This is a genomic window from Occultella gossypii, from assembly GCF_019947135.1.
GTDB lineage: Bacteria > Actinomycetota > Actinomycetes > Actinomycetales > Beutenbergiaceae > Occultella > Occultella gossypii.
The window spans coordinates 1-14,038 of record NZ_JAGSHT010000032.1 but is presented as its reverse complement, the minus strand read 5'-3'; the positions used below and the strand labels follow the sequence as shown (position 1 = coordinate 14,038).

16 protein-coding genes are annotated in these 14,038 nt (G+C 69.4%); 7 read left to right on the top strand and 9 right to left on the bottom strand.

Translation table 11 applies throughout. From position 1 onward, the window contains the following. Positions 1–106: 106 nt before the first annotated feature. On the bottom strand, positions 107–691 hold the full coding sequence (locus KCQ71_RS26210; protein ID WP_223411625.1) for a TetR/AcrR family transcriptional regulator: 585 nt from the start codon (positions 689–691) through the stop codon (positions 107–109). 98 nt (positions 692–789) lie between these two features. Between KCQ71_RS26210 and KCQ71_RS26205 the strand changes: the two genes are divergently transcribed. Beyond that, the gene (locus KCQ71_RS26205) at positions 790–1,410 is read left to right on the top strand and encodes an NAD(P)-dependent oxidoreductase (RefSeq protein WP_223411624.1); all 621 of its coding nucleotides are present in this window, start codon (positions 790–792) and stop codon (positions 1,408–1,410) included. A gap of 6 nt (positions 1,411–1,416) precedes the next feature. Here the strand turns inward: KCQ71_RS26205 and KCQ71_RS26200 are convergent, their stop codons facing one another. The 5 genes from KCQ71_RS26200 to KCQ71_RS26180 all read right to left on the bottom strand — a co-directional run bounded on the left by KCQ71_RS26200 (position 1,417) and on the right by KCQ71_RS26180 (position 5,242). Further along, a complete protein-coding gene (locus KCQ71_RS26200; RefSeq protein ID WP_223411623.1) occupies positions 1,417–2,130 on the bottom strand; it encodes an MgtC/SapB family protein in 714 nt (237 codons plus the stop codon). A 298-nt stretch (positions 2,131–2,428) separates the two neighbouring features. Continuing rightward, positions 2,429–2,815 (bottom strand): type II toxin-antitoxin system VapC family toxin, encoded by a 387-nt coding sequence (locus KCQ71_RS26195; RefSeq protein WP_223411622.1) that lies wholly within the window; start codon positions 2,813–2,815, stop codon positions 2,429–2,431. After that, positions 2,812–3,054: a type II toxin-antitoxin system VapB family antitoxin gene (locus KCQ71_RS26190; RefSeq protein WP_223411621.1), complete on the bottom strand. Its 243-nt coding sequence runs from the start codon at positions 3,052–3,054 to the stop codon at positions 2,812–2,814. Before KCQ71_RS26190 ends, KCQ71_RS26195 begins: the two co-directional genes overlap by 4 nt. Before the next feature lie 92 nt (positions 3,055–3,146). Further along, complete coding sequence (locus KCQ71_RS26185) at positions 3,147–3,914, bottom strand: FadR/GntR family transcriptional regulator (RefSeq protein ID WP_223411620.1); 768 nt, start codon at positions 3,912–3,914, stop codon at positions 3,147–3,149. Further along, entirely contained in the window at positions 3,911–5,242 is a 1,332-nt protein-coding gene (locus KCQ71_RS26180; RefSeq protein WP_223411619.1) for an L-fuconate dehydratase, read from the bottom strand. Before KCQ71_RS26180 ends, KCQ71_RS26185 begins: the two co-directional genes overlap by 4 nt. Positions 5,243–5,431: 189 nt before the next feature. On the opposite strand from KCQ71_RS26180, the gene KCQ71_RS26175 reads away from it, so the two are divergent. Then, on the top strand, positions 5,432–6,121 hold the full coding sequence (locus KCQ71_RS26175; RefSeq protein ID WP_223411618.1) for a FadR/GntR family transcriptional regulator: 690 nt from the start codon (positions 5,432–5,434) through the stop codon (positions 6,119–6,121). Between the two features lie 50 nt (positions 6,122–6,171). Here KCQ71_RS26175 and KCQ71_RS26170 read toward each other — a convergent pair whose 3' ends face one another. The 3 genes from KCQ71_RS26170 to KCQ71_RS26160 all read right to left on the bottom strand — a co-directional run bounded on the left by KCQ71_RS26170 (position 6,172) and on the right by KCQ71_RS26160 (position 9,209). Further along, positions 6,172–7,176, bottom strand: a complete 1,005-nt coding sequence (locus KCQ71_RS26170) for an L-idonate 5-dehydrogenase (RefSeq protein WP_223411617.1) — start codon at positions 7,174–7,176, stop codon at positions 6,172–6,174. 72 nt (positions 7,177–7,248) lie between these two features. Beyond that, on the bottom strand, positions 7,249–8,019 hold the full coding sequence (locus KCQ71_RS26165) for an SDR family oxidoreductase (protein WP_223411616.1): 771 nt from the start codon (positions 8,017–8,019) through the stop codon (positions 7,249–7,251). Positions 8,020–8,135: 116 nt separating this feature from the next. After that, entirely contained in the window at positions 8,136–9,209 is a 1,074-nt protein-coding gene (locus KCQ71_RS26160; RefSeq protein WP_223411615.1) for an NAD(P)-dependent oxidoreductase, read from the bottom strand. Positions 9,210–9,449: 240 nt separating this feature from the next. Between KCQ71_RS26160 and KCQ71_RS26155 the strand changes: the two genes are divergently transcribed. The 5 genes from KCQ71_RS26155 to KCQ71_RS26135 form a co-directional block, all read left to right on the top strand. Beyond that, the gene (locus tag KCQ71_RS26155) at positions 9,450–10,526 is read left to right on the top strand and encodes a TRAP transporter substrate-binding protein (RefSeq protein ID WP_223411614.1); all 1,077 of its coding nucleotides are present in this window, start codon (positions 9,450–9,452) and stop codon (positions 10,524–10,526) included. A gap of 93 nt (positions 10,527–10,619) precedes the next feature. Next, positions 10,620–11,162: a TRAP transporter small permease gene (locus KCQ71_RS26150; RefSeq protein ID WP_223411613.1), complete on the top strand. Its 543-nt coding sequence runs from the start codon at positions 10,620–10,622 to the stop codon at positions 11,160–11,162. 1 nt (position 11,163) lies between these two features. Further along, complete coding sequence (locus tag KCQ71_RS26145; RefSeq protein ID WP_223411612.1) at positions 11,164–12,471, top strand: TRAP transporter large permease; 1,308 nt, start codon at positions 11,164–11,166, stop codon at positions 12,469–12,471. A gap of 16 nt (positions 12,472–12,487) precedes the next feature. Continuing rightward, complete coding sequence (locus KCQ71_RS26140) at positions 12,488–13,468, top strand: C-terminal binding protein (RefSeq protein WP_223411611.1); 981 nt, start codon at positions 12,488–12,490, stop codon at positions 13,466–13,468. A gap of 59 nt (positions 13,469–13,527) precedes the next feature. Further along, the coding region (locus KCQ71_RS26135) for a 5-deoxy-glucuronate isomerase (RefSeq protein WP_223411610.1) at positions 13,528–14,038 on the top strand (511 nt) is incomplete at its 3' end.

Below are 14,038 nucleotides of genomic sequence, written 5' to 3'. Positions count from 1 at the left end.
CTGGGGGTCCTACCGGCCGGACGCGCGCCGGCGCGCGGGTGCCGCCGAGCCGGATCGGCCGCGTTTGGATGGAAATCCGACGAAACCCAGACCTGTCCGGGCAGCCTCACCTACGCGGGGCGTGTCGTTCGGTGGGGCCGAGGACGCCCGCGACGAGTCGGGCGGCGATCTCGTCGGCGTCCGGGATCTCGGTCTCGCCGGCGAACGCCGCCAGGAAGGCCTGCTGGAGCGCTGCCCCGCAGAGCAGGACGGCCGTGGCCCACGGATCGACGGAGGCCGGAAGCCTGCCGGCGTGCCTTTCGCTCGCCACGTAGTCCTCGACGATGGCGTGCACGACGTGCGGGCCGGCGCCGCGGGCGCGCAAGCCGTCCCGCCAGGCGCTGAGGAGGCCAGCCTCGCTGAACACCGAGGCCGCGATCGGAAAGGTCCGGACGTAGAACACGAGCACGTCCCGGGTGAGCGTCTCGAGGTTCTCGCGGACCGTGCCGGTGAGCTCGGCGGCGCCGGCGATGGGCGGCATCCGCTCGGACAGCACGCCGAGGAAGATCTCCTGCTTGTCGGCGAAGTACTTGTACAGCAGGGCCTCCGAGCAGCCGGCCACGCGGGAGATCTCCTTGGTGGTGGCCCGTACGATGCCGCGTTCGCGCATGACGGACGCGGCCGCGTCCAGGATCCGCTCCCGTGCCGACATGGTGAACTGCCTCCTTGACAAGTGAGTGTCCACTCACCCTATCCTTGCTCATAGGTGAGTGAACACTCACTCACCACGTGACAAAGGAGACCGAACTCATGCGACTCGCAGTTCTCGGAGCCTCCGGCCGCACCGGCCGTGAGCTCGTCGACCATGCCTGCGCCCGCGGGCACGACGTGATCGGAGTCGTGCGCGATCCCGCCAAGGCCCGATCCGACTGGAACAGCGCCGTCGCCGAGGGCACGGACTCCGCCGCCCTCACCGAGGCGATGACGGACGCCGACGCCGTCGCGTTCTGCATCGGACCGGTCGAGAAGACGGACGCCGGCGTGATGGAGAAGAGCGCGATCGCGACCGTCCAGGCGATGAGGATCGCCGGCGTGAACCGGTTGGTGCTCATCACCGCGAGCGGTCCGTTCGACGACGGCGACGGACCGTTCACCCGCTACGTCGCGAAGCCGATCGTGCAGCGGATCCTGCGGGAGCAGTTCGCGGACATGGTGGCCACGGAGGCGGTGATCCACGACTCCGGCCTCGACTGGACGATCGTGCGCCCACCCATGCTCACCGAGAGCGGCGCACGCTCCGGCTACCGGGAGCGCCGCGACGGCAACGTGCGCGGCGGGATCCTGATCGCGCGCGCCGACCTCGCCCGCGCCATGGTCGACCTGCTGGAGGACCCGACGACCATCGGAGAGTCCGTGTCGGTCGCCAGGTAGTCCGCCTCAGGCGAGCTCGTCGTCAATGTCGTCATCGATGTCACGCACGGCGACGCCGCGGATGCCCTCGATCTCGGACAGGGTCGGAATGAGGTCGGCCAGCGGGTACCGGCCGGAGAACCGGAGGTCCATCAGGACGCAATCCTCGCCGTCGATCCTGGTGTGCCGGGTGGACAGCAGCGAGGCGGCGAAGCCGGCCCCGTTGGCGGCCGCCAGGATGCGGCGCAGGACACCCTTGCCGTCTAGATAGGTCAGCCGCAGGACCCGGCGGCGGTCCTTGGTCGGGATCCGCCGGACCAGTGGAGCGAGCACCACCAGGCAGAGCAGGTGGAGCGCGGTGAGCAGGCCGGCTAGTGCGACCATCCCCGCCCCGGCAGCCATGCCCACGGCGGCGGCGACCCAGATCGTGGCCGCCGTGGTCAGTCCGCGCACGACGTCCTTGCGGGTGAAGATGACCCCGGCGCCGAGGAACCCGATCCCGCTGACGATCTGGGCGGCGATCCGGGACGGGTCCAGGTTCACGTCCGCGCCCAGGACGTTCTCGAAGCCGAACGCGGACACGAGCGTGAAGCCCGCCGCGCCCGTGCCGACCAGCACGTGGGTGCGGAACCCCGCGGCCTTCTGGCGGACCTGGCGCTCGGTGCCGATGGCCGCACAGAGGACGAACGCGATACAGAGGAGGTACAGCTCGGTCAGCACCGTGTCAGTGGCGAATGGCACCGTCGGTCAACTCCCGTCGTCGGGGATCGTGGGGGAATGGTCACGCACCTTCGCGACGTCTTGAGCGCGACGTCGTCGTAGGCCAGCCGACCCTAGTGGAGGGCCCACGGACCGAGCCACCCCATCGGCGAACGTGCAACACGGGGGCCCGTGGCCACTCAGCGTTCCCACGCCGCCCGGCGAGCCGTCACAAGCAGGCCGGTGAGCGCGATCCCGACGGACGCGGTCAACGCGGCCAGCGTGTCGGGGGACGAGCCCGGCTCAGCAGAACCGTGACGATACCCCGGGGCCGGTCGGGTCAGAGCACACCCACCGCGTCGGTATGGACGAAGTCACGACCGACGAACAGCAGTTGCTCACGTCGGTCGGCTGCGAGTGCATAACTGAAACAGTCACCGAGATTCAGCGCCGCGGGATGGCCACTGCCTCGGCCATACTCCGCGTAGGCCGCCCGGGCGAGCCTGCCCTGTCGCGGCGTGAGTGGCACGATCTCGATCCCGAGCTCCTCCACCAGTGCGTCGAGTCTTCTGGTCGCGGCTTCACCCCCCTTACGGTGGACGACGACACCGAGCTCCACGTACGTGGCCGCCGACATCGCCGCACCCGCCACGAGCGCGGCGCGGATCGCAGCCGCCTCGGGTTCGTCAAGGATCAGGGCTACGACGGCCGAGTTATCGACGATCACCTGTAGAGGCCGGTCTCGTCGTAGAGGTCGTCCGTCGTGAGGGTGTCATCACCGAGCCGCCCACGAAGGTCGTCGAGCAGACGGTCGACGCGCGCTCCGCCGCGTTCGTCGCGCTCCGGCAACGTCGCCAGGAGCCGTTCGAGCGCGAACTCGATCGCACCTGTCTGTGTTCGGCCCGTGCGCTCGGCCGCTTCGCGAGCCAACGCATGGACGCGCTCATTCTTGATGTTGAGGCTCATCGGTAGGTTCTACCATGACATGGTACCTTCCACCTTCGATGCCCAGGTGCCGTCGTTCGGTGGCATCGGGGCTCGCATCACGGACGTGGACCTCACTCGCTCCCGCGCAGGAAGTCCTCGACGGCGAGCAGGTGCGCGGCCATCCGGACCCGGGCCCGCTCGGGGTCGCCTGCGGTGACGGCGCTCAGGATCGCCTCGTGCTCGGCCTGCGTCCGGTCCTCCACCCCGGCCTCGGTGGCGCTGCGCAGGAGCCGATGCCGTGCGGTCCGGCCGGCGAGCGCCTCGATGAGCGCGGCGAGCACGGGATTGCCGGAGGCCGCGCCGATGGCACGGTGGAAGGCCAGGTCGAGATCCAGGAACGCCGCGCGGTCGAGCCCGCCCAGCGGCACGTCCGCCAGCATGTCGGCGGCGGCCTCGAGGGCGTCGACGGCGTCGCTCAGCTCCGGCGTCGACGCGAGTCCCTGGCTGGCGGCGAGGCCGGCCGCCTCCACCTCGAGCAGCCGACGCACCGAATGGATGTGCGTGCCGTGCCCGGCAGCCTGGAGGTCGACGGCGAGGCCGATCGGCCCGACCAGCAGGGCCGGGTCGAGGCTCGTCACGTAGGTGCCGTCACCCTGCCGGGACTCGACCACACCGAGGGCGGCCAGTGCGCGGACGGCCTCCCGCAGCGAGCCGCGAGAGACGTCGAACCGGGCGGCCAGGTCCTTCTCGACGGGCAGCCGGTCCCCCGGGGCGAGGTCGCCGTCGATGATCAGCCGGGCGATCCCGGTGACCACATGATCGGTCCGGGACCCGCGCCGGCCGTCACCCGCTTCCGCGCGCGGATCCGGCGCCGGTGCGGACCCCGGACCGGGGCTCATGCCGACGTCGCGGTGAGCCGTCCGGCCCAGTACGAACCGTCCGGGAACCGGTACTCGGCGATCGAGGACTCGTGCATCTGCGTGGAGTAGCCCGGCTTGGTCGGCACCCGGTAGGCGGCCCCGGAGACGATGCACGGGTCGGTGAAGTGCTCGTGCAGGTGGTCGACGAACTCGGTGACCCGGCCCTCGCGAGTGCCGGAGACGGCTACGAAGTCGAGCATCGAGACGTGCTGGACCATCTCGCACAGGCCGACGCCGCCGGCGTGCGGGCACACCGGCACGTCGAACTTCGCCGCGAGCAGGAGCACGGCGATGATCTCGTTGAGGCTGCCGAGGCGGCCGGTGTCGAGCTGGCAGAAGTCCATCGCCCCGGCCTGCATGAACTGCTTGAACATCACGCGGTTGTGGGCGTGCTCGCCGGTCGCGACCCCGATCGGTGCCACGCCCTTCTTGGTGGCGGCGTGCCCGAGGATGTCGTCGGGTGAGGTGGGCTCCTCGATCCAGAGCAGGTCGAACCGCGCGAGGGCGTTCGTCCACTCGATCGCCTGCGGCACGTCCCAGACCTGGTTCGCGTCGATCATCAGGGTCCGGTCGGGGCCGATCACCTCGCGGGCGATCGAGCAGCGGCGGATGTCGTCCTCGAGGTTCGCGCCGACCTTGAGCTTGATGTGGTTGTAGCCGTCGTCGATGGCCTCCTGGCACAGCCGCCGCAGCTTCTCGTCGCTGTAGCCGAGCCAGCCCGCCGAGGTGGTATAGCAGGGGTAGCCGGTGCGCTCGAGCTCGGCGATCCGCTCGGCCTTGCCGGCCTCCTGCGCACGCAGGATCGCGATGGCCTCGTCCCGGGTGAGGGCGTCGGACAGGTATCGCAGGTCCGCGACGTCCACCAGCTGCTCGGGGCTCAGGTCCGCGAGCAGGCGCCACAGCGGCTTGCCGGCGGCGCGCGCCGCGAGGTCCCAGACGGCGTTCATCACCGCGGACAGGGACAGGTGCACCACACCCTTCTCGGGGCCGAGCCAGCGGATCTGCGAGTCCGACGTGAGGTCGCGGTAGACGCCACCGAGGTCCGCGACGACCTCGGCGACGTCCCGCCCGACGAGCTGGGCGGCCTGCTCCCGCGCGGCGACGGCGACGATGTCGTTGCCCCGACCGATCGTGAAGGTGAGGCCATGACCGGCCAGCGGGACGCCGTCGGGCCCATGCCCGTCGGTGCGCAGCACCACGTACGCGGCGGAGTAGTCGCCGTCTTTGTTCATCGCGTCCGAACCGTCGGCGGTCAGGGAGGTGGGGAAGCGGACGTCCTCGATGTCGACGGCGACGATGCGAGTCATGTGGGTTCTCCTGGGTCGGATCCGGGCAGGCAGGGGCACCCGAAGGGCACCACAAGAACCCTATTCAGTCATCCGATGAATTTCCACCCTGACTAGGAATCGGTGCGGAAATCGGCTAGATTCGGCCGTAAAGATCGGATGTCATGTCAGTGGCGCGGTCGAGTCCCCCCGGTTCGGAGATTGGCAACGATGGCTAAGGCCTCCATGTACGAGCACATGGTCGACGTGCTCGGCAGTCGCATCGTCAGTGGCGAGCTCGCGCCACTCGAGGTGATGTCGCTGGCGGGCCTGGAGCAGGAGTTCGGCGTCTCGCGGACCGTCGCCCGGGAGGCCATGCGCGCGCTGCAGTCGCTCGGGATGATCACCGCGCGTCGGCGCGTGGGACTGATCGTCTCCCCCGCCGCGGACTGGAACGTGCTGGACCCGCAGGTGATCCGGTGGAACCTGCTCGGCGAGGGCCGCGACGCCCAGCTCCTCGCACTCATGGACCTGCGCATCGCCATCGAGCCCACGGCCACCCGGCTCGCGGCCCAGCACGCGACGGATGCCCAGCGCGCCCTCCTGCTCGACCTGGTCAACCAGCTCAGCGCGATCGGGGACGCCGGCCGGGGCGACTCCGTCGAGTACCTGCGGGTGGACGTCGAGTTCCATGTGACGCTGTTGCGGGCCAGCGGCAACCCGATGCTGCTCGCGCTCGAGCCGGCGGTGACCGAGGTACTCATCGGTCGCGCCCACCTCGGCCTGACGCCGGCGCACCCGAACCCGCTCGCCCTGGCCTGCCACGTCAGCGCGGCCCGCGCGGTGTCCGAGGGCAGCGCGCAGGCAGCCGAGGAGGCCTCCCGCACCATGCTGTCGCTGGTCCGGGACGAGGTCGGCTGAACCTCATTCCCCACGCGGCTGCCCTCCTCGGACCCCGGACCGCTCGAGGCTCAGAGCGCGACGAGGACCTTGCCCGAGGCGCGGCTGTCCTTGGCGGTCGCGAACGCCTCGACGGCGTCGGCCGCGCCGATAACGTGCGTCACCACGGCCTCGGCCTCGGGGTGCTCATTCAGCAACCGCACGGCCTCACCGATCTCGTCGTCGAACCGGAAGCAGCCCACCAGGCGCGCCTCCTTCGAGATCAGCGGCGCGAGCAGCACCGACACCTCGGCGTTCGGGAGCATGCCCACCTGGGCGACGACGCCGCGGGGGCGCACCGCCCCGATCGCGGTGGTGATGGACGCGGGCACGCCCGCGCACTCGAGCACCACGTCGTAGGCTCCTGCGGGCACCTCGGCGCTGCCGAGCAGGATCGTGGCGTCCGCGCCGACGGCGGTGGCTCGCTCGAGCGGTTCGGGCACCACGTCGGCGACGGTCACGTGGGCGGCGCCGAGCGCCTTCGCGGCGAACGCGGCGAGCAGCCCGATCGGGCCGGCGCCGCTGACCAGGACGCGCGCGCCCTCGACGCCACCGGCCTGGGAGACGCCGTGCAGCGCCACCGCGAGCGGCTCGGCGAGGGCGGCCCGGGTCAGCGGCAGCTCCGCGGGCAGTTCGCGGATCATGTCCGCGCCGACCACCAGGTACTGCGCCATCCCGCCCTGGGTGTGCGGCCACGTGGAGGCCGAACCGAGGTAGGAACCGCCGGGCCACAGGTGCCGCGCGTCCTCGAGGCCGGCCACGACCGGGCCGAACGTGGCCGGATGCACGGTCACCGGGGTGCCCGGGGCAAGCCGGCCGCTCGGGTCCACGTCGACCGTGCCCGAGAGCTCGTGCCCGGGTACCAGCGGCTCACGCACCACGAACGCACCGTTGGCACCGTGGAAGTAGTAGTGCAGGTCCGAGCCGCAGATCCCCACGTAGGCGACCTTGATCCGGACCTGATCCGGGCCGGGCTCGGGCACGTCGACCTCGACGGGCCGAAGGTCTTCCTTGCCGTGGATGCTGAGTGCGCGCACGCGGGTTCCTTTGCTGACTTGTTGGAGGGTGGGAGTGCGGGCCGCGGCGCCGCGGCCCGGTCGGGGTCGTGGTCAGACGACGGAGGTGAGGCCACCATCGACGTGGATGTTCTGGCCCGAGACGAAGCCGGACGCGGCCGAGGAGAGGAACACCGCAGCGCCGACCAGTTCCTCCAGCCGGCCCCAGCGGTTGGCCGGGGTACGGTTCTTGAGCCAGCCATCGAACTCCGGGTCGCTCCACAGGTCGCGGTTCATCTCGGAGGCGAAGTAGCCCGGCGAGATCGCATTCACCTGGATGTCGAAGCGGGCCAGATCCGCCGCCATGCCCTTGGTCAGCATCACCACGCCCCCCTTGGAGGCGGTGTACGGGGCGATCGTCTGACGGGCGAGCACGGACATCGCGGAGCCGACGTTGATGACCTTGCCGGAGCCACGCTCAGCCATCGCGGTGGTGATCGGCTGCGAGACGTAGAACACCGAGGACAGGTTCGTGGCGAGCACCTGGTCCCACTTGTCGGCGGGGAACTCGTTGAACGGTGCCCGGTGCTGCATGCCTGCGTTGTTCACGAGGATGTCCGGTACGCCGAACTCCTCGATCAGGGCGGCGACCTTCTCGCGGACCACATCCGCGTCGGTGACGTCGAAGGAGACCGGGTGGGTGGTGACGCCCGTCTCGGCGGCGATCCGTGCCGCCGCCTCGGCCGTGGCCTCCGGGCTACGGCCGTGCACCACCACGTCCGCACCGGCCTGGGCCAGCCCGAGCGCCAGTGCGTTGCCGATGCCGCGGGCGGAGCCGGTCACGAACGCGAGCCGACCGGTGAGGTCGAAGAGGGAAGTCGTCATTGGTCACCTTCGTCAGGACGGGGCGAGTACCGCGGGTATCGCGGTGCGCATCGTTGCGGGCTGAGCCCGAGCAGGAATTGATACTACCAATCACCTGTCCGGGTTCGCAATGCCTGTCAGGACGACTGTTCGCCCTGCCGCTCGATCCATGCCTGGACGACGGCGGTGTCGTTGTCCCCGAGTCCGGCCGCGGTCAGGTCGGTGAAGGTCTGCAGGAGCTGCCTGGTCAGTGGCAGCGTGGTGCGGGCGTCCTCGGCCTGGTCGAGGGCTCCGGTGAGGTCCTTGACCATGTACTTCGCGGCGCCCGACGGCGAGTGGTCGTGCGCGACGAACCGGTCCTTCTTGACCTCGAGCAGGCGGGAGCCGGCGTAGCCGCCGCCGAGCAGGTCGAAGAGTGCTGCGACGTCCAGCCCGGACCGCTCGGCGAGGACCGCGGCCTCGCCGAGGGCGGTGACGGTGGCCGCCACGATCACCTGGTTGCAGGCCTTGCCGACCTGACCGGAGCCGAGCGGGCCCAGGTGCACCGGGTTGCCGGTGGCGCCCAGGACCCGGGCGACGACCTCGACGTCTTCGCGTTCACCGCCGACGAAGATCGCGAGGGTTCCGGCCTCGGCGCCCTGCTCGCCGCCGGAGATCGGGGCGTCCACGACGCGCCAGCCGGCGTCGCGCAACTCCGGTCGATCCGCGAGTTCCCGCACGTCCCGCGGGGATACCGTCGAGCAGATCACCAGCAGACGAGAGGACTGCGACGCAGCCGAATCCTCGGGCGAGCCGACCTCGGCGACGCGAGCGACGCCGTCGGGACCTTCCTCGGGCGAGCCGACCTCGCCGGCGCGAGCGACGCCGTCGGGCAGGTTCGCCCCGCCAGCGAGCAGGCCATCCGGACCGGCCAGCACCGCGTCGATCTCGGGCATCCCCGGCAGCACCAGGACGACCACGTCACTCGCGGCCGCCAGTTCCGCGGCTGAGGCCGCCACCGAGGCGCCGTGCGCCGCAAGCGCGTCCGTGATCGCCGGACGCCGGGCCCACACCGTGGTGGGGATGCCCGCCGTCGCCATGTGCCGCGCCATCGGCGCGCCCATCACGCCCAGCCCGATCACCCCCACCCTGGTGCCGGCCGCGCGCGACACGGCCCCGCCGTGCGCCTGCGCCGACCCTGCCGAACCCGTCCCACTCGTCCCGCTCGTCATATCCGTCATCTTCGTCCCGGTCCCTCTCGTCGTGTCGCTGGGCGTCCATGCCCAGGCGCAGTCTGCAGCCGATCTCGTCGACTTGCACACTCGCTGGCACTTTGATATCACTATTCCACCCGCTTTGATATGACTATTGACCTAGCATGGTGGGGGGCTCCACGAGAATCGCGGAGCCGAGGGGCGGCCGCCGGTCGTCCGCACTACATTCGGTGAGATCCCCGGACGAAGAGGTCTGTAATGACACGCAAGAAGGTCCTCGCGACCGCAGCAGCTGCCCTGACCATCACCCTCGGCCTGGCCGCCTGCGGTTCCGGCGGAGGAATCGACGGTGGCGACGGTGACGGAGCCGACGGTGGCGACATCGACGTGACGAGCGCAGACACGGTCTGGCGACTCGCGTTCAACCAGACCGAGGAGCACCCGCAGTTCATCGCCGCGGTCGAACTCGGTGAGGCCCTCTACGAGGCCACCGACGGCCGCTACGGCATCGAGGTGTACGCCAACGAGCTCCTCGGCACCCAGGCGGACGTCGTGAACAACGTCTCCGAGGGCAGCGTCGAAATGATGTACATCGGTGGGCCCGTGATGGAGTCCTTCAACGAGGACTTCATCGTGTTCAACCTGCCGTACATGTTCGCGTCGATCGAGGCCCAGTCCGCGGTGTTCGCAGACACCGAGGTCACCGGCGATCTGTTCGCCTCGATCGAGGAGTCCAAGGGCATCACGGTCCTGGCGGCCCTGTTCGCCGGCGTCCGCAACGTGTACAACGCGGAGCGTCCGATCGTGGAGCCCGAGGACCTGGACGGCCTGAAGCTGCGCGTGCAGCAGTCCGACTCCCAGGTGCGGATGATCGAGCTGATGGGCGGGGTGGCCTCTCCGATGGGCCAGGGCGAGGTCTACACCGCGCTCCAGTCCGGCGTGCTCGACGGCGCCGAGAACAACGAGACGGTCTACAACGCCCTCAACCACGACGAGGTCGCGGAGTACTACTCCTACACCCGGCACCTCATGATCCCGGACTACCTGCTCATGAACACCGACATCCTCGCGGACATGAGCGACGAGGACCGCGAGGCCTTCCTGGGCCTGGTCCCGGACCTGGTCGAGAGCGCCAACACGGGCTTCCTCGAGTTCATCGACGAGTCGATCGCCGCCTCCGAGGAGGCCGGCGCGCAGTTCAACGACGACGTCAACGTCGAGGCGTTCCGTGAGCGGGTCGCCCCGCTCGTCGAGGAGTCCATCAGCAACCCGGTCCGCCAGGACCTGTTCGACTCGATCCAGGAGTACAACGAGCAGTTCCCCGCCGGGAGCTGACCAGGCACTGACCCGAGCGGGGGTGCGGGCGACTTCAGCCGCACCCCCGTTCGGCCGTTCACGACACCTGAGCGATAAGAAATCGGAGCAGCGATGAAGGTCATCGACGGGTTCCACAAGGGGTTGAACGCGTTCCTGCGCTGGTTCTGCGTCATCCTCTTCGTGGCCATGGTCGGCCTGGTGATTGCCCAAGTGGTAGTCCGGTTCCTGGGGGTCTCACTTCCCTGGACCGAGGTGAGCGCAAGGATCGTGTTCATCTGGCAGGGCATCATCGGCGCGGCCTACGTGATCGGTGAGAAGGAGGACGTCGCCATCGACTGGCTCGTCAACAAGCTCCCGGTCAAGGCGGTCAAGGGGGTCTCGATCCTGGCCCACGCGATCGTGGCCTTCTTCGCGGTCTGGATCATGATCTGGGGCGGCATGCGCAACGTCATGGCCGGCTGGGAGGACCACGTGCAGCTGATGCCGGTCACCCAGGGTCAGACGTTCCTGGTGCTCCCGATCGCGGGTGCACTGATCGTCATCTACAGCCTCCTGCACACCATCGACATCGTGCGGGCCTCGGCTGAGGAGATCACTCACCACGAGGAGCCGGAAGACGTGGACATCAGCAAGATCGCGGAAGAGGGGATCTGACATGAACGACGCACTCATGGTCACTCTCATCATGGTGATCGGCATGTTCGGCCTGATGGCCCTCGGTGTCTCCGTCTCGGTCGCCATCGGGCTTCCCGCCTCGATCTGCCTGGTGCTGCTCCAGGGCAACGACCAGGGCATCTACACGAGCGCCCAGAAGATCTACAACGGCATCGACTCGTTCGCGCTGCTCGCCATCCCACTCTTCGTGCTGGCCGGCGCCATCATGAACAACGGCGGCATAGCCACAAGACTCATCGACCTCGCCAGAGCGATGACCGGTCGGATGCCCGGCTCCCTCATGCAGACCAACGTCGTCGCGAACATGCTGTTCGGTTCGATCTCCGGCTCCGCCCTCGCGGGCGCGGCCGCCGTCGGATCCTCGATGGCACCGCAGCAGCGCAAGGATGGCCACGACATGCACTGGGCGGCCGCCGCGAACGTGGCATCGGCCCCCTCCGGCATGCTGATCCCCCCGTCCAACACCCTGATCGTGTACGCACTGGTCTCCCAGGCGTCCGTCGGCGCGCTCTTCGTCGCCGGTTACATCCCCGGCATCCTCTGGGGCCTGTCCTGTGCCGTGATCATCTGGCTCTACGCCCGCAAGAAGCCGGAGCTGCGCGGGAAGGGCTTCCCGACGTTCCGCGTGTTCCTGACGATCCTGGGGCGCGCGCTGCCATCCCTGTCCATGGTGCTCATCGTCATCGGTGGGATCATCTTCGGGTTCTTCACCCCCACCGAGGGCGCCGCGGTCTCCGTGGTGGTCTCCGCAGCCCTGGCGATGATCTACCGGGCGGTCAAGATCAAGGACTTCCCGAGGATCCTGCTGCAGTCCACCCGGACCTCCTCGGTGGTCATCTTCCTGATCGGGCTCTCCTCGATCATGTCCTTCGCGATGACCTACTCCCGGGTGCCGCAGCTGATCGGGGAGTGGATGACGCAGATCACCGACTCCAAGATCGTGTTCCTGCTCATCATGATGGTCATCCTGCTGATCATCGGGATCCCCCTGGACGCCACCCCTGCGGTGCTGATCTTCACGCCGATCTTCCTGCCGATCGCGGTGGAGGCGTACGGGATCAGCCCGATCCACTTCGGCATCATGCTGGTCTTCAACATGTGTATCGCGGTGATCAGTCCACCATCGGCACCGGTGTTGTTCGTCGGCGCGAAGGTGGCCGAGGTGAAGGTCGAGAAGGTCTTCAAACCGCTGCTCTGGTTCTACGTATCGCTGATCGTGATGCTCCTGATCATCCAGTTCGTGCCGGCACTGTCACTGTGGCTACCCGGACTACTCGGCCTCATCTAGCTGAAAGGAAGCACCGATGCGCATCGTCGTCACCGACTGCGACCACGCCACCCTGGACATCGAACGCGACGTCGTCGCGGCCGCCGGGGGTGAGTTCACGCTCAACCAGACCAACGCACCGGCGGACGTCATCGCCGGCGCGCAGGGCGCCGACGGCCTCATCGTGCAGTACGCCAAGATCACCCGCGAGGTCCTCGAGGCGCTCCCGGACGTCAAGGTCATCAGCCGCTACGGCGTCGGCGTGGACACGGTCGACGTCGAGGCCGCCACGGAGCTCGGCGTCGCCGTCTGCAACGTGCCCGACTACGGCACCGAGGCGGTCTCCGACCACGCGATCGCTCTCATCCTTGGCACCATCCGCGGTCTGGTGAATCTCGACCGGGGCATCCGGCGCGGCGAGCACGACCTCGGACCAGCCCTGCCGATCCGGCAGTTCTCGAACCAGACGGTCGGCGTCCTCGGGTGCGGCCGGATCGGGTCGGCGACGGCCCGCAAGGCCGCCGCGCTCGGGTTCACGGTGCTCGTCCACGACGTGCTGTTCACCCCCGGGGAGGTCCGCCCCGAGGGCTGGCAGGCGGTCTCCCGCGAGCAGCTGCTGGCTGAGTCGGACGTCATCACCGTGCACACCCCGCTCGACGCCGCCAGCCTCCACCTGCTCGACGGCGCCGCGTTCGCGGCGATGAAGCCGGGTGCGATCCTGGTCAACACCGCACGTGGCGGCGTGGTCGACTCCGACGCCCTCGTCGCAGCGCTCGAGTCGGGCCGCCTGCACGCGGCCGGCATCGACGTGCTGGAGGAGGAGCCGATCGCGGCCGATCACCCGCTGGCCCGGTTCGACAACGTCATCCTCACCCCGCACGCGGCCTTCTACACCGAGGAGTCCTACTCCGAGCTGAAGCGCCGCACGGCCGAGAACGCCGTCGACGTCGTAGCGGGCAAGCGCCCCCGCAACATCCTCAACCCCGAGGTCCTCCAGGCCGGCCGCGCCGCCCGCTGACCGGTCAGCAGTTCCCGGCGGCACCCGCCGCCGAGCCGAGACGAAAGCAGGCTCCTGAAGTGGACATCCGTTACGCCACCTCCCCCTCCGAGATCGGTTCGATGGACACCGACGCGCTCCGCGGCCGGTTCCTCGTCGAGAACCTCTTCCAGCCGGGGGAGGTGAGCGTGACGTACTCCCACCACGACCGCGTGGTCCTGGTCGGTGCGATGCCCACGGACCGGCCGATCGGCCTGGTCGCACCGGCGGAGCTGCGCGCCGAGCACTTCCTCTCCCGGCGCGAGATCGGCATCGTGAACGTCGGTGCCCCCGGCACCGTGACGGTCGACGGCGCAGCGTACGAAGTCGGTCACGGCGCCTGCCTGTACGTGGGCCGGGGCGCCGAGCACGTCACGTTCGCGTCGTCCGACACCGCAACACCGGCCCGGTTCTACGGGTTCTCCGCGCCCGCGCACACGACCTACCCGACCACCCTGGTCCACGCGGGTGAGGGCAACGTGCGCGAGCTCGGCGAGCAGCGCACCTCGAACCGGCGCACCCTGAACCAGTACATCCATGCCGACGGCGTGA